The following is a 23661-nucleotide window of genomic DNA, read 5'->3' as shown; positions in this document are numbered from 1 at the left end:
GTTTTTTTTTGGAAGAAGAGGTATTTAATGATAAAAGAAGACAACATAATGGATAACTTAGAAACTAAAAGAAAAAAAGCATTTTTAATAGGTATAGTATTATTATGTTTATCTGTGTTACTTCTTATAATATCTGTTAATGTAGGAAGGGCAGATATTAAGATTATGGATGTTGTAAAAATTATTGTATCAAAGATAACATCAAGAAATGATATATTAAGTGGGATAAGTAAATCTAAGGTTGCTATTGTATGGGATATAAGGCTACCTAGAATTTTAGTAGCTTTATTAGTAGGAGGAGGACTTGCTGTATCAGGTGCAATATTTCAATCTCTTCTTATGAATCCTCTTGCAGATCCATATACTATAGGGGTTTCAACAGGAGCAGCATTTGGAGCAGTACTTTGTATATATATTAATATATTTATAATACAAACGCCTATGCCTATAATGCCATTTGCATTTATGGGAGCAATAGTAACGTTGCTTATAGTTATGAAAATAGCTAATATAGATGGTTATATGAGTTCATCTAATTTGATTATAGCGGGAATAATAGTGAGCTCTATATTATCAGCAGGTATAAGTTTCTTAAAAAGCACATCTGGAGAACAGGTTTTTGCCATTGTCTATTGGCTTATGGGGAGTCTTAACTCAAGAACATGGTCTCAAGTTATTGTAAGTTTACCTATTATTCTTATATGTACATTTGCATGCATATATTTTGCTGATGATTTGAATATATTAGCTTTTGGAGAAAAAGAAGCTAGGGCATTAGGTGTTAATACTAAAAGAACAAGAAATATATTTTTAATATGTGCATCTTTGATAACCGCTGTTTGTGTATCGGTTAGTGGAATAATAGGATTTATAGGTCTTGTAGTTCCACATATAGTTAGGTTTTCATTGACATCTGATAACAAATATCTTATACCAATATCATCTTTGCTAGGAGCTATATTACTTTTAATGGCAGATAATATATCAAGATCATTATTTAATATAGATATTCCTGTAGGAGTTATAACTACTTTGTTTGGAGGTCCGTTCTTTATATACATATTTACTAGTAAAAATAAGAGTATACAATAAATTCAGAGGGTGGTTATATGATTAAGGTTGAAGGTGTTAGCTTTAAATATAATGAAAAAAGTATATTGAATAATATAAGTTTAGATATAGATAAAGGAAAATTTTTATCTATAATAGGGCCAAATGGATCTGGTAAGACGACATTACTTAATTTATTGACTGGATACTTAAGTAATCATAAAGGAATTATTCAATATAAAGGTAAAAATATTTCAGATTATAGAGTAGAGGAATTATCACAAAATTTTGCAATAATTAATCAAAAAGGTGATATAAAATTTCCGTTTACATGTCTTGAAATAGTTATGATGGGAAGAAAGCCATTTTTAAAGAGGATTAATAAGCTTAGCCAAATAGATAAAAAAATAGTCTATAAAGCTATGGAAACAACAGACACTTTGAAGTTTGCAAATTCTCTTGTAACTAAGATTAGTGGAGGGGAATTTCAAAGGGTTATGATAGCAAAAGCATTGACTCAAGATCCAAAGGTTTTGTTTTTAGATGAGGCATTTTCGGCTATGGATATATCTCAAAAAATTAAATGTTTAAAGCTTATTAAAAGATTAGTAGAAACTAAGAATTTAACTGTCATATCTGTTATACATGATCTTAACTTAGCATATATGTTTAGTGATGAAGTGTGTGTGCTTAAAGAGGGAAAAGTTGTTGCTAAAGGACAAACTAAAGATGTAATGACTACTGATTTCATAGCACATGTATTTGATATAGAGGTAGACCAAATAGAGGATAAAGGATTTTTGATACGTGCTTAAAATTAATAATAATATATAAGGAGGAGATTTAAATGAGAATTAAAAAGTATTTGGCATTATTAGTAAGTATGATGCTTTTAGGGGGTATGTTAGCAGGATGCTCAAGTGCTGCTGGAACTGAAGAAAAGGAAGTTAAGAAAGATCCAAACAAGAAGGCTATTTTAGTTGTAAGTTTTGGTACAAGTTATGCAGATACTAGAAAGGTTACTATAGAAGCTTGTGAAGAAAAATTAGACAAGGCATTTCCTGATTATGAAATGAGAAGAGCTTTTACATCAAATATAATTATCAAAAAGCTTAAAGAAAGAGATGGTATAGAAGTAGATGAGCCAACTCAAGCTTTAGAAAAATTAAAAGCAGAAGGATTCAGTGAAGTTGTAGTTCAATCACTTCATGTTATGAATGGTGCTGAATACGATGATTTAACTGCAGTTGTAAATCAATATAAAGATGATTTTGATAAAATAAAAATGGGTTCTCCGTTACTTACTAGTGTTCAAGACTATAAAGATTTAGTAGAAGCTTTAAAAGTTCAAATAGGAGAATTAGAAGAAAATGAAGCTGTAGTATTCATGGGTCATGGAACTCATCACTATGCTAATGCAACTTATTCATGCTTAGATTATATGTTTGAAGACATGGGAGTTAATGCATATGTTGGAACAGTAGAGGGATATCCAACACTTGATAATGTTATAAATAAATTAAAGAAAAACAATATAGAAAAAGTTAAATTAATGCCATTAATGGTTGTTGCAGGAGATCATGCTAATAATGATATGGCAGGAGATGAAGAAGATTCTTGGAAGAGCGTATTAAAGAAAGAAGGATTTGTAGTTGAAACTTATTTACATGGTTTAGGAGAAAATGAAAAAGTACAAGATATGTACGTAAATCATGCAAAAGAAGCTATGAAAGAAGAAACTACAGAAGAATAATAACTTATAAAAATCATCAGTATTTACTGATGATTTTTATGCGTGGAGGTTAAATATGGTAAAATATAACATGAAGATATTATCTATAATGATTTGTTTTGCTAGTATACTTTTATTTACTGGATGTTCAGATACAACTCAAAATAATTCGGCAGATAATAAAGAATATAAAATAAGTTTTGTAGATGATGATCAAAAGCAAATAAATATTGCTGAACCAGCTAAAAAGATAATATCTCTTTATTCAGCACATACAGAAAATTTATACAAGTTAGGTATGGATGATGAAATAATAGGTGTTGGAAAAAGTGATATATATCCAGCTAAGGTGCTTGAAAAAAAGAAATTTGATTATAAAAATGCAGATCCTGAGAGTATAATTCTTGAAGAGCCCGATCTAGTTTTAATAAGACCTTTTATAAATAGATCTCGTCCAGATTTTGTACAGGCTTTAGAAAAAGCTGGGATTAATGTAGTATCACTATATCCTGAATCTTTTGATGAATTTGATGATTATATAAAAAAACTATCTTTTTTAACTGGGACTGAGGATAAAGCTAATGAGTTACTAAAGGATTTTTATGCAAAAATAGATGATGTAAAAGAAAAAACTAAAAATATAGATGATAAGGTAAATGTATATTTTGAATCATCAGAGCAAGATTACAAAACTGTAACTGTAGATTCAATGCCTGGTATGGCTATTGATATAGCAGGAGGAATTAATGTAGCAAGTGATGTAAAGCCTATAAAGGAAGGTAGTTCAATTGCTTCATATGGAACAGAGCGTATACTTGAAAAAGCTGATGATATAGATGTATTTGTATCTCAAAATGGAGTTATGAATGCAGGTGGAAACAAACACTCTATAACTATACGTCCAGGATTTGATACTATAAAGGCTATAAAAAATGACAGGGTGTACGTTATAAATCAGAAGATAATATCAAGCCCTACATTTAGATATTTAGATGGTATAAATGAAATGTGTAGAATGTTTTATCCTGAGATATTCGATGATTACTCTAAATATGATGTTGATGAAGACGTAACAAGAGAAGAGCTAGCTGAAATAGTAGTTAAATTCAAACATAAGCCTGTATTTGTTCCTACATCTAAGTACTACAGAAAAGATCATAAGGGACATACTTATGGAATGTTTGAAGATGTTGATATGAATGATGAAAAGATAAATTTTGTAGAAGCTGCAGTTACATCTGGATACATTGATGGATTTAAAGAAGACGATAAAGAATATTTTTATCCTAATAAGAAGGTTACAAGAGAAGAATTTGCAAAAGTATTATTTATTATGAGTGATATAAAACCTATTGATACTAAAATTAATATTTCTGATATAGCGGAAGTTGAAAATAAAAAAATAGTACAAATGATAATAGATAATAAGATTATGACCCTTAAAAACAATAAATTTAATCCTAAGGAATATGTTACAGGAAAAGATGTAGTAAAATCTCTAGATTTATTAAGTTCTATTAATTAATAAGGTGATGTTAATATGGATCAAATTATAAGAATTGAAAATGTTACAAAAAAATACGGTGACTTCTGTGCTGTCGATGATCTAAATTTAATTATAAAAAAAGGAAGTTTCTTTGGGCTATTAGGACCTAATGGTGCTGGAAAAACTACTCTTATAAATATGCTTATAGGTCTTTTGAAACCTGTAAGTGGAGAAATATATATAATGGATCAGAAGATGGAAAGAAATAATGTATTTTTAAAAAGACAAATAGGAATAGTTCCTCAGTACATGAACTTGGATAAGGATTTGACAGTAAAGGAGAATCTTATATTGTCAGCTAAACTATTCGGTATAACAGGAAAGCAAAGAGAAGAACAAATAGAAAGTTTACTAAATCATATGGATCTTAAAAAAGTAGAAAATAGAATGTCAAAAAAGCTATCTGGTGGAATGCAGAGAAAGCTTATGATAGCAAAGGCTTTAATACATGATCCAGAAATACTTTTTTTAGATGAACCTACTGTTGGAGTAGATTTAAACTCTAGAAGAAAAATATGGGATATATTGAAACTAATGAAAGATAGGGGAAAGACTATAATATTAACCACTCACTATATAGAAGAAGCTGAAAGTCTTTGTGATGAAATAGCTCTTATGGATAAGGGAAAAATATTTTATAAGGATACTAGTGATAATCTGAAAAGTAGTCTTGGTAGATATACAATAGAATATTTTGATGAAAATAAGGTCACTAGATATAGATATTTTGAAACAATAGATGATGCAAATAAATTCTCAAATGATATTAAAGAAAGTTTTATACTTAGAGATTTAAGTCTTGAAGATGTTTTTTATAATTTTACAAATAGGAAGGTAATTTAAATGGAAGTTGCAACTATTTTATGGAGAGAATTTATATTCTTTAAAAGGAAAGCATTTAGAATAACTGCTGGAGCTATTATGAGTCCTCTTCTTTATTTAATAGCATTTGGATGGGGTCTTGGAGATGGGGTTGTAGTAGAGGGCCATACATACATATACTTCATAATACCTGGTATAATCGCTCTATCAACTATGAATACAAGTTTTAATGCTGTAGCTATAAGAATTACAGTTGCAAAATTGCATGAGAGAAGCTTTGAATACTATATGACAGCACCTGTTAGAATGTATCTTTTAACACTTGGGTATATAATAGCGGGAGCTCTTAGAGGTCTGTATGCTGGTTTTTTAATACTTATGGTTTCTTATTTATTTGGAGTTAATATAAATGTAAATTTTATGTTTTTACTAGTATGTATTTTAAACAGTATGCTATTTTCTGCATTTGGATATGTAGCGGCTATGGTAATAGATAATCACTATGATATGAATAGATTTACAACTTTTGTTATAACTCCTATGTCATTTTTATGTGGAACATTCTTTTCGTTAGACAAAATGCCTGCTGTAGTTGAAAAAATTATAATGGTATTACCTCTTACTCATGTAACTAAGAGTCTAAGATCTATTGCGTTAACAGGTACGATTAATTACTCTTCAGTGTTAATCTTATTTATATATTTTACAGTATTTTTTTTAATGGGAATCTATGTGAGCTATAAAGAAATCAAGTAAAGGGAGGAATAGAAAATGAGCAAATTTTATGGAATAGGTACAGGACCAGGAGATAGTTCCTTACTTACAATTAAAGCGGTGAATACTTTAAAGGAGTTAGATATATTATATACTCCAGAGCCTAAAAAAGAAGGAAAGAGTTTAGCTTTATCTATAGTGCAAGAATACTTAAAAGAAGACCTTGAGATAAAGCAAAGACATTTTCCTATGAGCTTTGATGATTTAGAAAAAACTAAAGCATGGGATGAAATAGCTGTTGAAATAGAAAAGGATGTTAAGAATGGAAAAAATGTAGGATTTGTAACTCTTGGTGATCCTATGATATATAGTACATATGTATATTTACTTGAAAGAGTAAGAGATAAGGTTGAGGTTGAGACTATACCTGGTATATCATCTTTTTCAAATATAGCATCAAATCAAAACTTTCCATTAGTTATGGATAGAGAACCGTTAATAGTGGTTCCTTGCACTACTGATGAATCTAAACTTGATTATGCATTAGAAAATTACAGCTCTATAGTTCTTATGAAGGTTTACAAGAATTTTAAGGAGATAATAGAAAAGATTAAAAAGAATAACTTATTAGACCATGCTATTTTAGTTAGTAATTCTTCTTTGAATGAAGAAAAAGTATATACTAACTTAGCTGATTTAGATAAAGATAAAATATCTTATTTTTCTACTATATTAATTAATAAGGAAGAAAAGCGTGTAGGATAAAGCGAAAATTTATTAAAAAATATATTTGTGTTATACAAAAAAAGATGAGCATTAAAATACCGTTACTTGATTCAAAAAAGTAACTAACATTTTAATACTCATCTTTTTTAAGTCGGATTTTAATATGAAAATTTAATATGTATATACTAGTGAGACTGTTGTTAAAGATTTTTATAATAATTTTTAAGGTGTTTTTAATATAAAAAATATCATTCAATATTGTATAATATTATAGGAACAATATTAGGATGGTGATGACGTGAAGGCTAAAAGTAAGTTGAGTGTAAGAAATTTAATAACTTATTCTATATCTAATTTCAAACATAATTTTTGGGGATATATAGGTTTTGAATCAATATATAAAGGCATTACTAGTTTTTTAATTATTCCGTTTATGTTAATGATTTTGAATCATTTTATACATAATAATGGATTTGATGTGATTACTAATAAACAGATACTTAATTTTGGACTTAGTAAGCAGGGTATGATGGCTATGTTTATTATGGGAGTAGTATCTTTTTTTATTGTGTTTATAGAACAAATTGGTCTGGTTATTATTTCTTATCAATCTCATTTTAATAGAAAAATATCTACTAAAGATACTTTTATGTATAGCATAAAAAATATACCAGCTATAATGAGTTTGGGATCAGTCCAGATACTATTGTATTTATTATTTATTATACCGTTCTCAAATTTAGGAGTAAGATCAAATTTTATAAAAAATATACAAATACCAAAATTTATTGAGGATACATTGTTTAAATCGTTGAATGGAAGCTTACTTATAGTATTTATTACATTAGTAGTAACATATTTTGTTGTAAGTTGGATATTTGCACTACATTGTACTATATTAGAAAAAAAGAGTTTTTCAGATTCAATTAAGAAAAGTAAAAATCTAGTTAAAGGATATTTTTTTAAAATTCTATTTACTATATTTATATTAAATATATTGGTTGGTATAATTTCATTTATAATTGTTATCATTTATGTAACTGTATTAATAATGATTATAGAACTTATTGATAACAATTCTATAGCAATTCCATTAGTTGCATTTATATCTGTAATATCAACTGGAGTTTCTGTATTTATATCATTGATTGTAGCTCCTTTGAACACATTGATGATAACATGCTTTTATTTTGATATAAGAAGTATTAAAGAAAATGAAGAGTTATCTCCTATTGAGATGGAAGAATCAAGTCTTGAAAATAGTTTTGAAAAAATACTTTATAAAAATAGAAAAAAGTTAATATTGTTAAGTACTATAATTGTAGCAGTATCTACTATTGATATAAGTTACCAAATATATGATTCATTAAATGAAAAGTATAATATTCAAATAACAGCACATAGAGGAAGTTCTATTAAGGCCCCTGAGAATACTTTAAGTGCTATAAAGTATGCTATAGAGGATAAGGCTGATTATGCAGAGATAGATGTTCAAGAAACGAAAGATGGTAAGGTTGTACTTATTCATGATAAAAGTATAGAAAGAGTAACTGGTATTGATAAAAATATATGGGAAATAGATTATGAGGATTTGAAAGATTTAGATGCAGGAAGCTGGTATTCTAATGAATTTAAGGAAGAAAATATACCTTTGCTGGAAGATGTGATAAAAGCTAGCAAAAATAAAATAAAGCTAAACATAGAAATAAAGATAAATGGTCACGAAAAAAATTTGGTTGAGAATGTAGTTAAAATAATAGAAAAAAACAATTTGGTGGATAAATGTGTAGTAACTTCTATAACTTACAATGTTCTTGAGCAAGTGGAAAAATTGAATCCACAAATAAAAACTGGATATATAGTATATATGTCTGTTGGAGATATATCTGAATTAGATGTTGATTTTTATAGTATGGAATCGTCTAGGGTTACTCCTAAGATTATAAAAAGCATACATGATAAGAATAAGCAGATACATGTATGGACTGTTAATACGGATGAAGATATAGAAAAGTTTAATGCATTAAAAGTAGACAATATAATAACTGACTATCCTGAACGAGTTAGAAAAATAATATATAAAACATCAAAGGATGATGAAAATTTAGATAAGATATTAAATAATATATTTTATTGATATATTTAACTATTAACTAAATAAAAAAATAGGATATAATCAATATATCCTATTTTTTATAACGAATAGGAAATTATATTCCTTTTTAATTTGTGGATAAATATAAATTTCGTTATGAGTTTCAAAAAAGTTTACGTCTAAGATTCTTTTAAAGAAGAACTTTTTTATTTATATTTAAAAAATGTAATAAAATGGTATATAATTGAAACTAGAAATGTTTATATAGCATTTGATATAAAAGGAGATGAAACAATGAAGATAAGAAACAAAAAAAAATCCATCAAAGCTGTATTGTTTCCAATAATAATTGCAGCTATATTAATACCTTTAATAGCCTCATCGATTTTATCATATACAAAATCTAATAAGATTATAAAAGAGAGGTTGATAAAAAGTTCTGATGAAATTACACAAGAGATAGATGTAAATTTGGAGGAATTTTTCATAGGACTTGAAAATACACTGGATGTTATAGCTAATAATCAAAATTTTATAGATTTAGTAAAAGTAGAAGATGGTATTATAGATGGAAATTTAACTAGTAAAGAAGATATAGAGTATGTAACAAAAGAGATTTTAGATGACATAACTAAAAGTAATGATAAGTTTTTATCTACGTACATAGGAACTAAGAATAAAAGGATGTTTGCAGATTTAGGTAATGCTATGTCTGATAATCCATCATATGACCCAACTTCAAGAGGGTGGTATAAAGAAGCTGTTAAGAATAATGGAGAAATAGTATATACAGACCCCTATATAGATGCAAATACTAAAAAACTTAATTTTACAATATGTAAGGCGTTGAAAGATTCAAATGGGCAGATAATGGGAGTTGTAGGAATAGATGTTGATTTAGAAGGCTTTGCTAAAAAATATGGAAATATGAAATTGGGTAAAACTGGTTATATATTTATCATAAGTAATGATGGAAAGTTTGTAGTAAATAAGGATGAAAAAACGATAGGTAAGAATCTAAGTGAAGAAGATAAAAATTTATTTATTTCAGAAACAGGAAGCAAAATAGATGAAGATAATTTTATGTATTCTATGAAAAATGAAAGAACTGGTTGGACAATAGGTATCAATTTTTCTAAAGATGAAATAAAAGAAGAAGTAGATATTATTAAAAATGCATCTATATTAATACTTTTAATATCTGTTATAGTAGCTCTAATCTTGGCTAATATAATAAGCAATATGATAACAAAGCCTCTAAAAAAATTAGAAGATGCAATTACAAGAGCTAGTACTGGTGACTTTAGCCAAGAAATAAATATTAATACTAATGATGAATTTGGTCATATAGGAACCTGCTTCAACGATATGATTATAAGTTTAAAAAATCTTTTAAATGAAATAAAACTTTCTTCTGAAATGGTATATAAAACTTCTAATGATATAGAGGAGATGTCTAATATAACTGAGAATAGCACAAATCAAATAGCTTATGCTATTGAGGAAATAGCAGGTAGCAATAATCAACAGGCAAAGGATACAGAGCAAGGAAGTCAAAAGGCAAATAATTTATCAAATAGTATAACATCAATATCAAATGAAATAACTGATATAAATGCTAAATTTGAAGAAACTGTATGTTTAAATAAATCGGGTATACAAATTGTAAAAGATCTTACAGATAAAACTAAACAGACGATTGACAATAGTAGAGAACTAGATTTGGCTATAAAGGATATGGAAGAGAGTTCAAAAGAAATAAGCAATATAATAGAGGCGATAAATGCAATTGCTAGTCAAACAAATTTATTAGCACTTAATGCTTCTATTGAAGCTGCAAGAGCGGGTGAAGCTGGTAAAGGATTTGCAGTAGTTGCAGATGAAATAAGAAAGTTATCAGAGGAAACAACTGGAGCTTCTTATAAAATAGGAGAGTTAATAAAAAAAATACAAGAAAAATCTAATATATCTGTTAAAAGTATAGAGAATGTATCTCAGACTTTACAACAGCAACAAGAATCTGTAGTAGAGACTAGAGATATATTCGATAAAATATCATACGATATATCAAATATATCAAATGATATAAGCAATGTTAAAAATTTAAATAATGATATGATAAATAGTAAAGAAGATATAGTTCTATCTATAAACAATATATCAGAGCTAGCACAGGAAACATGTGCTTCAACAGAAGAAGTTTCGGCTAGCACACAGCAGACATTAGCTATTGTAGAAAATATGGTTAAAAGTTCTGATGAACTTAAATTATTATCAGATAAATTAAAGGATGAAGTCGGAAAGTTTAAAACTGAATAAAAGTATTGAAACCTCAGATTAGAAATAATCTGAGGTTTTTTTATGAAATTATATAGTGTCTAATAGAAAAATAAAGCTTATTGAAATAACGTTAATTACTTAATATTTTTATAAAACTAGTAGATTCTGCCTTATAAAATATCCTAAAACTTCTAAACTCACTGTGTTCAGACAACGAAGTTTCTTGACGGACATTTTAGCAGCACAATCTAAGTTTTATTGAAAAATATTAATTAAAATTATCTAACATTTCAATAAGCTTCATTTTTAGGTTAGGGGTTTAATAAATTGTTGTTGCAAAAAACATTATAAGGGAATATAATGAATATATAAACATATGAATAACTATTCATATATATAAGGAGGATGTTATGAATAAGGAAATACAGACTTGTACTTGTAATGTTATACATGAAGATATAATTGAAAATGCTAGAAGTAAAATGCCTGAAGAAGAGACGTTGTATGATGTGGCTGAGCTTTTTAAGGTGTTTGGAGATACAACTAGAATAAAGATAATATACGCATTATTTATGTCGGAGATGTGCGTATGTGATATAGCTACTCTTTTAGGAATGACTCAATCAGCTATATCTCATCAACTAAGAGTTTTAAAAAATGCAAGACTTGTGAAATTTAGAAAAGAAGGTAAGGTAGCTTATTATTCTCTTGATGATGATCACGTTAAACAGATATTCGATACTGGTCTTGCTCATATAAATCATAGATAATCACAATACCAAAATATATATTAAGGAAGAAGGGATACTATGTGTAAAGATAAATGCTGCTCTAATAAACATGAAAATGAACACTCTCATGATCATTCTCATGACAATTGCTGTAGTTCTCATAATCATCAAGATTCTTATGATGAGTGCTGCAGTTCTCATGATCACGAAGATTCTCATGGTGATTGCTGTAGTTGTCATCATGAAGATAACCATATAGAAAATAATGAAATGTGTGAATCGGAAGATAATGAAATCTTAGTTATGAAGTTAAAAGGGTTAAATTGTGCAAGTTGTGCTGGCAAAATAGAAGAAAAAATTAAAAATTTAGATTCAGTAATAGATATGAATTTAAATTTCACTACTTCTATATTAAAAATTAAATTTGATGGGAATAAAGATAAACTAATTAAAACTGTAATTAATTTAGTAACAGAGCTTGAACCAGATGTTGAATGTATAGTAGATACTGGTAGATACATAACAAAAAAGTATTTACTTGAAGGATTAAATTGTGCAAGTTGCGCTGGTAAAATAGAGAAAATAGTAAGTAATCTAGATGAAGTTTATGAGTTGAAATTAAACTTTGCATTATCTACTTTAGAAATTAAGGTAGATAAAAATACTCAAGATATAACAAAAAAAATAAATGATATAGTTACTGAACTGGAGCCAGATGTTAAAGTAATTGATAAAGATTATAAGCAAGAGACTAAAAAAACTAAGAATACTTTGACATTAAGAATGTTAATATCTATAGCTTTTTTAACACTAGGATTTATATTAAAAACATCTAAAACTGGATTTGAATATATACCTTTTGTTTTATCATATGTAATAATAGGATATGACATAATAAATAGATCTTTAAAAAATATAAAACGTGGTGAAGTATTTGATGAAAACTTCTTAATGGCTATAGCTTCTGCAAGTTCAATGTTTTTAGGTGAATATCCTGAAGGTATAATGGTTATGTTATTGTACCAAGTCGGTGAATATTTCCAAGGGAAAGCAGTTGAATCTTCAAGAAAATCAATAGCTTCACTTATGGATATTAGACCAGACTATGCAAATATAACTATTGGAAATAAAGTTAAAAAAGTAAATCCAGAAGATATTAAATTAGGGGATATAATAGTTATTAAACCTGGTGAAAAAGTACCTCTTGATGGAGTTGTTGTAAAAGGGATATCTTCTTTAGATACTAAAGCTTTAACTGGAGAAACTGATCCTAGGTTTGTAAAAGAAAACGAAGAAGTTTTAAGTGGATCTTTGAATTTAGATGGATTGATTGAAGTCAAAGTAACTAAAACTTTTGGAGAATCTACTGTAAGTAAAATATTAGATTTAGTGGAGAATGCAAGTTCTAAAAAGGCTAAGACAGAACTTAGGATAACTAGGTTTGCTAAAATATATACACCAATAGTGGTTTTAATAGGTTTTTTAACTTCAGTAGTACCACCTTTATTATTTAATCAAGATTTTTCCACTTGGATATTAAGGGGAGCGACTTTCTTAGTTGTATCTTGTCCTTGTGCTCTAGTAATATCTATACCTATGACTTATTTTGCAGGTATTGGAGCATCTTCTAAAAATGGAATATTGATAAAAGGTGGGAATTATTTAGAAGTACTATCTAACTCTAAATATCTAGTATTAGACAAAACAGGTACATTAACTAAGGGGAATTTTAAAGTAAACAATATTAAAACTTTTAATGAATTTAGTGAAGGTGAGGTTTTAAAATTTGCAGCTTATGCAGAAAGTTTCTCTACTCATCCAATAGCTAAATCTATAGTAAAGGAATTTAAAAATGAGATTAACCAAAATATTATAAAAGAATATACAGAAATTAAAGGAAAAGGTATAAAGGCTTTAGTAGAAAATAAAGAAATTTTATGTGGTAACTTTAATTTTATAAATAGTGAGATTAAAAATGCTAAAGAAACTAGTGAAAATGGAACTATAGTATATATTAGTGTAAATAATACTTTTGCTGGATATATAGTTATTAAAGATGAAATTAAAGAAACTTCTAATGAAGCAATTGAAAGCTTAAACAAATTAGATGTAACTATGCTGACAGGCGATAGAAAAAGTACCGCAAAAGAAGTAGCAGATAAAGTTGGTATCAAAAACTATAAATATGAATTACTTCCTGATGATAAGGTAAGTGAGGTTGAAAAACTATTATTAAATAAAGAAGATAGAGAGAGCTTATTATTTGTTGGTGATGGTATAAATGATGCACCAGTTTTAGCCAGAGCAGATGTAGGTATAGCCATGGGTGGTGTAGGATCAGATGCAGCAATAGAAGCAGCAGATATGATAATAATGGATGATGATTTAAGAAAAATAAAAAAATCTATAGATATAGCTAACAAAACTAAAAAAATAGTAAATCAAAATATATTCTTATCTTTATCTATTAAATTTATAATAATGGTCTTTGCATTCTTTGGTTTAGCACCAATGTGGTTAGCAGTTTTAGGAGACGTTGGAGTTGCTCTTTTAGCTGTATTTAATGCAATGAGAGTTTTAAAAATATAGTAGTTACTTTAAATAGTATAAGTGTGGTAAAACTGAGATAGCCTTTAGGCTATCTCGTTTTTTTATCTATTTCTTTACTAGATAAATTATTATGAGATGGAATAAAAGGATGATATTCTGAAGATCTTAAAGGATCCATGTAATCTAAATCATACTCTGAATCATCTTTCATTTTAAAAGGCATAACTGTATTTGTTAAAGGTCTAACTGGTGTTTTAGGATCTTTGCTATTGTAATCTTCATCTATTCTGTCTTCTGGATTTTTATGAGACATAATCAAACCTCCTTAATTTTTATATAAATTCTTATTCATATTTTTTCTTTATTCAACTAAAAATACACATGGAAAAAAATAAAAAGTAAAAAAATAAGAAAAAGTGTTGACGGATGTTTTAAAAGGTGATATATTATTAATTGTCCGAAAGACACGGACGAAAAATGAACTTTGAAAATTAAACAGTAGGTTATAAATAAATCACAAACAGTGATTTTCGGAAACAAAACATAAAGTCAGTTACTGAGTACTGACAAACTTTTATTTAAGAGTTTGATCCTGGCTCAGGATGAACGCTGGCGGCGTGCCTAACACATGCAAGTCGAGCGGAAATTAAGAAGCTTGCTTCTTAATTTTAGCGGCGGACGGGTGAGTAACGCGTGGGTAACCTGCCCTATACACACGGATAACATATCGAAAGATATGCTAATACGAGATAATACATTTTTAAGGCATCTTAAAAATGTCAAAGATTTTATCGGTGTAGGATGGACCCGCGTCCCATTAGCTAGTTGGTGAGGTAAAAGCTTACCAAGGCGACGATGGGTAGCCGACCTGAGAGGGTGATCGGCCACACTGGAACTGAGACACGGTCCAGACTCCTACGGGAGGCAGCAGTGGGGAATATTGCACAATGGGGGAAACCCTGATGCAGCAACGCCGCGTGAGCGATGAAGGCCTTCGGGTCGTAAAGCTCTGTCCTAAGGGAAGATAATGACGGTACCTTAGGAGGAAGCCCCGGCTAACTACGTGCCAGCAGCCGCGGTAATACGTAGGGGGCAAGCGTTATCCGGAATAACTGGGCGTAAAGGGTGCGTAGGCGGCCCTGCAAGTCAGAAGTGAAAGGCTACGGCTCAACCGTAGTAAGCTTTTGAAACTGTAGGGCTTGAGTGCAGGAGAGGAGAGTAGAATTCCTAGTGTAGCGGTGAAATGCGTAGATATTAGGAGGAATACCAGTTGCGAAGGCGGCTCTCTGGACTGTAACTGACGCTGAGGCACGAAAGCGTGGGGAGCGAACAGGATTAGATACCCTGGTAGTCCACGCCGTAAACGATGAGTGCTAGGTGTCGGGGGTTACCCCCCTCGGTGCCGCAGCTAACGCATTAAGCACTCCGCCTGGGGAGTACGCTCGCAAGAGTGAAACTCAAAGGAATTGACGGGGACCCGCACAAGTAGCGGAGCATGTGGTTTAATTCGAAGCAACGCGAAGAACCTTACCTAAGCTTGACATCCCTCAGACCGCTTCTTAATCGAAGCTTTCCCTTCGGGGACTGAGGTGACAGGTGGTGCATGGTTGTCGTCAGCTCGTGTCGTGAGATGTTGGGTTAAGTCCCGCAACGAGCGCAACCCTTATCTTTAGTTGCCAGCATTTCGGATGGGCACTCTAGAGAGACTGCCGAGGATAACTCGGAGGAAGGTGGGGATGACGTCAAATCATCATGCCCCTTATGCTTAGGGCTACACACGTGCTACAATGGCTAGTACAGAGAGTTGCGAAACCGCGAGGTCAAGCTAATCTCTTAAAGCTAGTCTCAGTTCGGATTGCAGGCTGAAACTCGCCTGCATGAAGCTGGAGTTACTAGTAATCGCGAATCAGAATGTCGCGGTGAATGCGTTCCCGGGTCTTGTACACACCGCCCGTCACACCACGGAAGTTGGGGGCGCCCGAAGTCAGATATCCAACCGTAAGGAGGAATCTGCCGAAGGTGAAATCAATGACTGGGGTGAAGTCGTAACAAGGTAGCCGTATCGGAAGGTGCGGCTGGATCACCTCCTTTCTAAGGAGAAATAACCTACTGTTTAATTTTGAGAGTTTATTAAAACTCTTTAAAGCACAATATGGGGGCGTAGCTCAGTTGGGAGAGCACTTGCCTTGCAAGCAAGGGGTCAGGAGTTCGACTCTCCTCGTCTCCACCATTTTGATGAAATTTAAAGATTTCATCATTAGTTATGCTAAAAATAAAATAGTACTTTGATCGACAATTTTTTTTTGTAAAATTGTTGATGGAATACTTAAGTCTTCGCAATCGCGAATGGCATAGTACTTTGAAAATTGAACAGATTTAAATAAATTTAGGTTAAGTTATTAAGGGCGTAGGGCGGATGCCTTGGCACCAAGAGCCGATGAAGGACGTGGTAAGCTGCGATAAGCTTCGGGGAGATGCAAGCAATCTTTGATCCGGAGATTTCCGAATGGGGAAACCCACCTAGAGTAATGTCTAGGTATTCTTAGATGAATTCATAGTCTAAGAAGGGGAACCGGGGGAACTGAAACATCTAAGTACCCCGAGGAGGAGAAAGAAAAATCGATTCCCTGAGTAGCGGCGAGCGAAAGGGGATTAGCCCAAACCTATGAAGTTTTCTTCATAGGGGTTGCGGATATGCTTGTTAAGATGGAGGTATTGTAGTCGAAGAGGTTTGGAAAGACCCACCGTAGAAGGTAATAGTCCTGTAGATTAAACGAGAAGACCATCAAGCGTACTCCAGAGTACCACGGGACACGTGAAACCCTGTGGGAAGCTGGGGGGACCACCCCCCAAGGCTAAATACTCCTTGGTGACCGATAGCGTATAGTACCGTGAGGGAAAGGTGAAAAGAACCCCGGAAGGGGAGTGAAATAGAACCTGAAACCCTATGCCTACAAGCTGTGGGAGCACATTATTAGTGTGACCACGTACTTTTTGTAGAACGGGCCAACGAGTTACGATAAGTAGCAAGGTTAAGGACTTAGGGTCTGGAGCCGTAGCGAAAGCGAGTCTTAACTGGGCGATTCAGTTACTTGTCGTAGACCCGAAACCGAGCGACCTACCCATGGCCAGGATGAAGCGAAAGTAAAATTTCGTGGAGGTCCGAACCCACGCACGTTGAAAAGTGCGGGGATGAGCTGTGGGTAGAGGTGAAATTCCAATCGAGCTCGGAGATAGCTGGTTCTCCCCGAAATAGCTTTAGGGCTAGCCTCAAGCTTAGAGATGAGGAGGTAGAGCACTGAATGTCCTAGGGGCCCTATGGGTTACCGAAGACTATCAAACTCCGAATGCCTTTATCTTTTGCTTGGGAGTCAGACTGTGGGTGATAAGATTCATAGTCGAGAGGGAAACAGCCCAGACCGTCAGCTAAGGTCCCTAAATGTAAGTTAAGTGGTAAAGGATGTGGGATTGCACAGACAACCAGGATGTTGGCTTAGAAGCAGCCATTCATTCAAAGAGTGCGTAATAGCTCACTGGTCGAGTGATCCTGCGCCGAAAATTATCGGGGCTAAAACTTACTACCGAAGCTACGGCATTGACTTTGTCAATGGGTAGGGGAGCATTCACTGCGGGTTGAAGCTAGACCGGAAGGACTAGTGGACTGCAGTGAAGAGAGAATGTTGGCATGAGTAGCGAGACGTAGGTGAGAATCCTACGGGCCGAAAACCCAAGGTTTCCTGAGGAAGGTTCGTCCGCTCAGGGTTAGTCGGGACCTAAGCCGAGGCCGAAAGGCGTAGGTGATGGACAACAGGTTGAGATTCCTGTACTACCGATAATCGTTTGAAGAATGGGGTGACACAGAAGGATAGGCTATCCTACTATTGGATGTAGGTCCAAGCATTAAGGGAGCACTGATAGGCAAATCCGTCGGTGCAATTCTGAGGTGTGATGGGGAGCGAAATTAAGTAGCGAAGTAGTCGATTTCATGCTGTCAAGAAAAGCCTCTACTGAGATTAAAGGTACCCGTACCGCAAACCGACACAGGTGGGTGAGAAGAGAATTCTAAGGCTAGCGAGAGAACTTTTGTTAAGGAACTCGGCAAAATGACCCCGTAACTTAGGGATAAGGGGTGCCTCATTAGGGTGTATGCCCGAAGAGGCCGCAGAGAATAGGCCCAAGCGACTGTTTACCAAAAACATAGGTTTCTGCTAAGTCGAAAGACGATGTATAGGAGCTGACGCCTGCCCGGTGCTGGAAGGTTAAGGGGATGTGTTAGACGCAAGTCGAAGCATTGAACTTAAGCCCCAGTAAACGGCGGCCGTAACTATAACGGTCCTAAGGTAGCGAAATTCCTTGTCGGGTAAGTTCCGACCCGCACGAAAGGCGTAACGATTTGGGCACTGTCTCAACAAAAGACTCGGTGAAATTGTAATTCCGGTGAAGATGCCGGATACCTGCGACAGGACGGAAAGACCCCATGGAGCTTTACTGTAGCCTGGCATTGGATTTCGATATTACATGTACAGGATAGGTGGGAGACTGAGATACGAGAACGCCAGTTTTCGTGGAGTCACCCTTGGGATACCACCCTTGTAATATTGAGATTCTAACCATAGACCATGAATCTGGTCTTGGGACACTGTCAGGTGGACAGTTTGACTGGGGCGGTCGCCTCCCAAAATGTAACGGAGGCGCCCAAAGGTTCCCTCAGCACGGTCGGAAATCGTGCGAAGAGTGCAAAGGCAAAAGGGAGCTTGATTGCAAGACATACAGGTCGAGCAAGGACGAAAGTCGGGCTTAGTGATCCGGTGGTTCCGCGTGGAAGGGCCATCGCTCAACGGATAAAAGCTACCCTGGGGATAACAGGCTTATCTCCCCCAAGAGTCCACATCGACGGGGAGGTTTGGCACCTCGATGTCGGCTCATCACATCCTGGGGCTGTAGTAGGTCCCAAGGGTTGGGCTGTTCGCCCATTAAAGTGGTACGCGAGCTGGGTTCAGAACGTCGTGAGACAGTTCGGTCCCTATCCGTCGCAGGCGTAGGAAATTTGAGAGGAGCTGTCCTTAGTACGAGAGGACCGGGATGGACATACCTCTGGTGCACCAGTTGTCACGCCAGTGGCATAGCTGGGTAGCTATGTATGGAATGGATAAGCGCTGAAAGCATCTAAGCGCGAAGCCAACCTCAAGATAAGATTTCCCATCTTTATGAGTAAGATCCCAGGAAGACTACCTGGTTGATAGGTTCAAGGTGTAAGCTCAGTAATGAGTTCAGCTGATGAATACTAATAGATCGAGGACTTAACCTTTTATTAAATCTGGTCAATTTTGAAAGTATTAATTTTTAATAAAATCAATACTAGCTTTACAATAGGATAAGATTATGTGGTTATTACAGCAAAGAGGATACACCTGTTCCCATTCCGAACACAGAAGTTAAGCTCTTTAGCGCCGATGGTACTTGGGGGGCAGCCCCCTGGGAGAGTAGGACGTAGCCACGTAATCTTTTTTTATGCGTTTTTTGTTGTTAATTGAAAAAGATGATTATTTAAATACCGTGAATTCATTAAATAGATTTATAGAACTAAGTATTGTATTTTATTAAATATACTAAAACTTCTTAAACTCGCTTAGGCTCAGACATAAGAAGTTTTTTTACGTATATTCAAACGATACAACACAAGTTTTATTGAAATCTATTTAAAAAATTCACTAACATTTAAATAACCATCTTTTTTAGTATGTAGATATATAAATAAAGTTGATGTCTATAATAAAAATCTTACATGTCTACTTAAAGAGTTTGAGATACGAAAAAATAATACTAAGGCTAAATATACTAAAACTTCTTGAACTCCTTTACGGTCAGACATAAGAAGTTTTTTAACGTATGTTTCAACGCCTCAACCTAAGTATTATAGTAAAATATCAAATCAAAAGTAGCTAACATTTTAATAAGGCTCATTTTTAGTATATAAAAGTGAAATAAAGCTAACGCTTATAAAAAAAGATTACGTGATTATGGTAAGAGATGAAGATATAAAAACAGCTAAAATGTTTACAAGATTATAGTGATTATACATGAAACAGAATGAAATGGGGTAAGATCAAATTTTAAAATATAGTGATACTACCATTAAAACTAGCTATAAAAATGTTAGTGAATGTTTTTAGATATTTTGATTAATATAACTTAGTTTTTGGCGTTTAATAATTCGTTAAGAAATTTGCGTGTCTGACCGTATGGAGTTCGTAAATTTTAGAATTATTAATAAGACAGAAGCTTAGTTATATTCAAATATCGTTACATTAGCGGTATTTTTGTAGCTAGTTTTTCATAACCCACCAACTAAGAAAAAAGATAAAAAAGAACCTAGATTTCATTTATACGAAACCTAGGTCCTTTTTACGAGCTACACTTACAACTATTTTTGAGCAACGGAGTCCGGTAGGGATCGTTGGCGACATGAGTCAGTTCGTAGCGACTAGACGAATTTTTATATAGAGTATATATCTGAAAACTCTATATTTATTTTTTCTATATACTTATCTTTTACATAAACTGAATCTACTTTATTTATATTATCTACAGTAGTTACAGGAAGTTTTATTATGAATTCACTGCCATATCCATAATCACTTTTAACATCTATAGAGCCATTATGCATGTCTATTAGAGATTTTACAAGTGATAGACCTATACCGCTTCCTTCTCTATTTCTAGTTAGAGATTTATCCACCTGTCTAAATCTATCGAATATTATTTTTAATTTATCTTTCGGGATACCAATTCCTGTGTCCTTTATAGATATAGTTACATATTCTTCTTCGATTAATAAATCAACTATAATCGAATCTCCTGAATCTGTGAACTTAATTGCATTAGATAGGAGATTAAGAATAATTCTTTCTATAGCATTTGGATCTACAGCCATTATTTTTTCTTCAACATTTGTATCAAATATTAAAGATATTTGCTTGTTTTTTATATATTCGCTTACAGATAGAGTTATATTTTCTACAAGACTTACTATATTATGATTTTGAAGCTCTATATTAAAATAACCACAGTCTAGTTTTGTTATATCTATAAGATTGTTTACTAGTCTTAGCATTCTATAACAGTTTTGTTTTAAGATATTTATGTGGTGACTTGTATTACTTGAGGTACAAACTAATTGATCATTTTTCAAATTACTTTCTATTAATTGAGTTATAGAAAAAATTAAATTAAGAGGTGTTTTAAGTTCATGAGATAAATTTGAAAAAAATTCAGTTTTCAATTTATCGTATTCAAGAGCCTGTTTCAGTCTTTTTTCCTCTTCTAGTATTTTATTTTTAAGTTTTTCAGCTTTTCTTTTTTCTATTAAATCATTGACTACGGCAACTGTATAATTTTTATCATCGGATGATGGGTATGCACACACTTCTATATCTATAAGCTCACCATCAGAAGTTATACCTAATTCTTCTATATAAGGTGAATATATATTTTTCTGTTGATCTTCTAACCTTTCTTTTATTTTTTCATGAAAATCTTTGTGTATATAATTGTATAAAGATGTATTTCTTATAGAATCTAAATCTTTATATCTAAACAATTTTAAAAATGCAGAATTGGCAAATAGTATATTACCTTTATCGTGAACTAATATTCCAAATGGTAAAAACTCAATCAAATTTTTATAGTCCTCTGTGCTTGATTTGAGTATTTTTTGTAGCTTTTTAATTTTATTTATATTTACAAGAAGTATAAATATTACAAGAATTAAAAGTAATATTATATAAACCGCGAATGCATATATCATATCTTTAGATATACTATAAAAATTAGATGGTTTGTTTTTGATTTTAGATCCAAGTGGCAAATTATTTATTGGTATATTAAATTTAGTTAATTGATTATAATCAAACATGTATTTATTTTTATTAGATACCTTATGAACATCGTACTTAGGATTTTTCATTATTTTTAGAGCAAACCTTCCTGACGTATTTCCTAAATCATATGCATCACATAAAGATCCTCCAATTATACCTGTGCTTATCATGCTGCTCCAAAAGGAATATGAAGGTATATTTTTTTTATTAGAAGCAAATTGAATTAAATTATTCATATAGTAATTATCATTATTGTCAGTTTTGAATTCAGTAAGAGTTATGAGGGTTAAATCAGGCTTTAGAGTATTCATCTTATCTAATACTTTGTTTATATTAGATTCATAATAAATTAATATATCTACACCCTTATCTTTATAATATTTTTTTTGATTATTCAACAACTTCATATAGTGAGAGCTTAATAACTTAGGGTCAACAGGTATAAATATTGTATTATTTGGATGAATTTTATTAGCTAAATTTAAAGTTTTTTCTATATCTATTGATTGTTCAACTACATAAAATCTTTTGTTAGATTGTATTTTATTAAGGATACTAGGTTCATTAATTCCACAAAAAAGTATTGGAGAATTTTCAAATAAGTTATCTCCATATTTTTCGAAAAAATAATAAGCATCTTCATCTGTAGCTATTATGATATCGAAATTATAGTTTTTAAATTTATATTTATATAGATTATATAGAGTATCGAAATATTTGTGATCTGGTTTTATTTGAATATCCATATTTTCTACATGAATTATATTATTTTTACCTCTTAAATTTGAATAAATACCTCTTACAACATCATGAGTATAAGGTATAGACATATTTTGGGAATTGATAATTAATATATGATTCATCTTTTCTTCTGCAAAAGAGTAAAAATTACATAAAAATAACATGTTACTTAATAGTATAGATATAAAAAGACACCAAAATTTGTTTTTATTAGTCATAAAAAAATCTCCTTTTATGTGAAAAAATACATAAATATACAGTTCTACATAAAAAAATATATACCTTCGATGAAAAAAGTATAGTTTTGTCGATTAGAAATAAAATTAAAAAAGAGTTGACAGAATAAAAAAAAGATAATACTATAATAGTGTAGTAGTTAATTAGTGCACTGTTTCTTTACGGAAGCAATTAGGAGGGTTTTAAATGGAATTTGACAATAGTAAACCTATATATATTCAGATAATAGAAGATATAAAAAAGAGGTTGATTAGAGGAGAGATAAAACTAGGAGATAAAATACCTTCTCAAAGAGAACTTGCAAAAGATATAAAGGTTAATCCTAATACAGTTCAAAGAGCATATAGGGAGATGGAGAGTATGGGTTTAGTAAAGACATTAAGAGGTCAAGGTACATTTATATCTGATCAGGAACAACTTTTAAATCAAATAAAAAAGGAAATGGCAAGTGAAGTTCTTATTAAATTTGTTGAAGAAATGAGATCTTTAGGAATTAAAGATGATGAAACAATAAAATTAATAAAATCATGGCAGGAAAAAATATAAGGAGTGATAAT

General features: G+C 31.7%; 14 protein-coding genes, 1 tRNA gene and 3 rRNA genes. 16 read left to right on the top strand and 2 right to left on the bottom strand.

From position 1 onward, the window contains the following. Nucleotides 1–27 precede the first annotated feature (27 nt). The 11 genes from P4S50_RS16105 (at nt 28) to P4S50_RS16055 (ending at nt 14285) form a co-directional block, all read left to right on the top strand. Nucleotides 28–1092, top strand: coding sequence for a FecCD family ABC transporter permease (locus P4S50_RS16105; RefSeq protein WP_277731851.1), 1065 nt, complete (start codon nt 28–30; stop codon nt 1090–1092). Nucleotides 1093–1109: 17 nt separating this feature from the next. Beyond that, nucleotides 1110–1865 (top strand): ABC transporter ATP-binding protein, encoded by a 756-nt coding sequence (locus tag P4S50_RS16100; RefSeq protein WP_277731849.1) that lies wholly within the window; start codon nt 1110–1112, stop codon nt 1863–1865. Nucleotides 1866–1897: 32 nt separating this feature from the next. Beyond that, nucleotides 1898–2803, top strand: a complete 906-nt coding sequence (locus P4S50_RS16095; RefSeq protein ID WP_277731848.1) for a sirohydrochlorin cobaltochelatase — start codon at nt 1898–1900, stop codon at nt 2801–2803. Nucleotides 2804–2858: 55 nt separating this feature from the next. After that, nucleotides 2859–4307 carry an ABC transporter substrate-binding protein gene (locus tag P4S50_RS16090; RefSeq protein ID WP_277731846.1) on the top strand — a complete coding sequence of 483 codons (1449 nt, stop codon included), beginning with the start codon at nt 2859–2861 and terminating at the stop codon, nt 4305–4307. A 15-nt stretch (nt 4308–4322) separates the two neighbouring features. Beyond that, entirely contained in the window at nt 4323–5171 is an 849-nt protein-coding gene (locus P4S50_RS16085) for an ABC transporter ATP-binding protein (RefSeq protein ID WP_277731845.1), read from the top strand. Further along, on the top strand, nt 5172–5906 hold the full coding sequence (locus tag P4S50_RS16080) for an ABC transporter permease (RefSeq protein ID WP_277731844.1): 735 nt from the start codon (nt 5172–5174) through the stop codon (nt 5904–5906). It begins immediately after the preceding gene. 15 nt (nt 5907–5921) lie between these two features. Then, the gene (locus P4S50_RS16075; RefSeq protein WP_277731843.1) at nt 5922–6629 is read left to right on the top strand and encodes a cobalt-factor II C(20)-methyltransferase; all 708 of its coding nucleotides are present in this window, start codon (nt 5922–5924) and stop codon (nt 6627–6629) included. Between the two features lie 259 nt (nt 6630–6888). Next, nucleotides 6889–8727: a glycerophosphodiester phosphodiesterase gene (locus P4S50_RS16070; RefSeq protein WP_277731841.1), complete on the top strand. Its 1839-nt coding sequence runs from the start codon at nt 6889–6891 to the stop codon at nt 8725–8727. 252 nt (nt 8728–8979) lie between these two features. Beyond that, complete coding sequence (locus P4S50_RS16065) at nt 8980–11004, top strand: methyl-accepting chemotaxis protein (protein WP_277731840.1); 2025 nt, start codon at nt 8980–8982, stop codon at nt 11002–11004. Nucleotides 11005–11375: 371 nt separating this feature from the next. Further along, nucleotides 11376–11735: an ArsR/SmtB family transcription factor gene (locus P4S50_RS16060; RefSeq protein WP_277731838.1), complete on the top strand. Its 360-nt coding sequence runs from the start codon at nt 11376–11378 to the stop codon at nt 11733–11735. 39 nt (nt 11736–11774) lie between these two features. Next, nucleotides 11775–14285 (top strand): heavy metal translocating P-type ATPase, encoded by a 2511-nt coding sequence (locus tag P4S50_RS16055; RefSeq protein WP_277731837.1) that lies wholly within the window; start codon nt 11775–11777, stop codon nt 14283–14285. 49 nt (nt 14286–14334) lie between these two features. Here the strand turns inward: P4S50_RS16055 and P4S50_RS16050 are convergent, their stop codons facing one another. Beyond that, nucleotides 14335–14559, bottom strand: a complete 225-nt coding sequence (locus tag P4S50_RS16050; protein ID WP_277731835.1) for a hypothetical protein — start codon at nt 14557–14559, stop codon at nt 14335–14337. A gap of 261 nt (nt 14560–14820) precedes the next feature. Here P4S50_RS16050 and P4S50_RS16045 point away from each other — a divergent pair. The 4 genes from P4S50_RS16045 to rrf all read left to right on the top strand — a co-directional run bounded on the left by P4S50_RS16045 (nt 14821) and on the right by rrf (nt 19746). After that, nucleotides 14821–16337, top strand: a 16S ribosomal RNA gene (locus P4S50_RS16045). A 63-nt stretch (nt 16338–16400) separates the two neighbouring features. Then, nucleotides 16401–16476: transfer RNA gene (locus tag P4S50_RS16040), tRNA-Ala, on the top strand. Nucleotides 16477–16635: 159 nt separating this feature from the next. Further along, nucleotides 16636–19554 (top strand): 23S ribosomal RNA (locus P4S50_RS16035). A gap of 75 nt (nt 19555–19629) precedes the next feature. Then, nucleotides 19630–19746: ribosomal RNA gene (gene rrf, locus P4S50_RS16030) — 5S ribosomal RNA — on the top strand. Together the 16S, 23S and 5S rRNA genes with 1 tRNA gene alongside form the textbook arrangement of a ribosomal RNA operon. Nucleotides 19747–20742: 996 nt before the next feature. On the opposite strand, the gene P4S50_RS16025 is transcribed toward rrf, so the two are convergent. Continuing rightward, nucleotides 20743–23085: a sensor histidine kinase gene (locus P4S50_RS16025; RefSeq protein ID WP_277731833.1), complete on the bottom strand. Its 2343-nt coding sequence runs from the start codon at nt 23083–23085 to the stop codon at nt 20743–20745. 205 nt (nt 23086–23290) lie between these two features. Between P4S50_RS16025 and P4S50_RS16020 the strand changes: the two genes are divergently transcribed. Then, nucleotides 23291–23650, top strand: a complete 360-nt coding sequence (locus tag P4S50_RS16020) for a GntR family transcriptional regulator (protein ID WP_277731831.1) — start codon at nt 23291–23293, stop codon at nt 23648–23650. Nucleotides 23651–23661 lie beyond the last annotated feature (11 nt).

Source organism: Tepidibacter hydrothermalis, assembly GCF_029542625.1.
GTDB lineage: Bacteria > Bacillota > Clostridia > Peptostreptococcales > Peptostreptococcaceae > Tepidibacter_A > Tepidibacter_A hydrothermalis.
The sequence above is the reverse complement of the archived record's forward strand: the minus strand, read 5'-3'. Positions and strand labels throughout refer to the sequence as shown.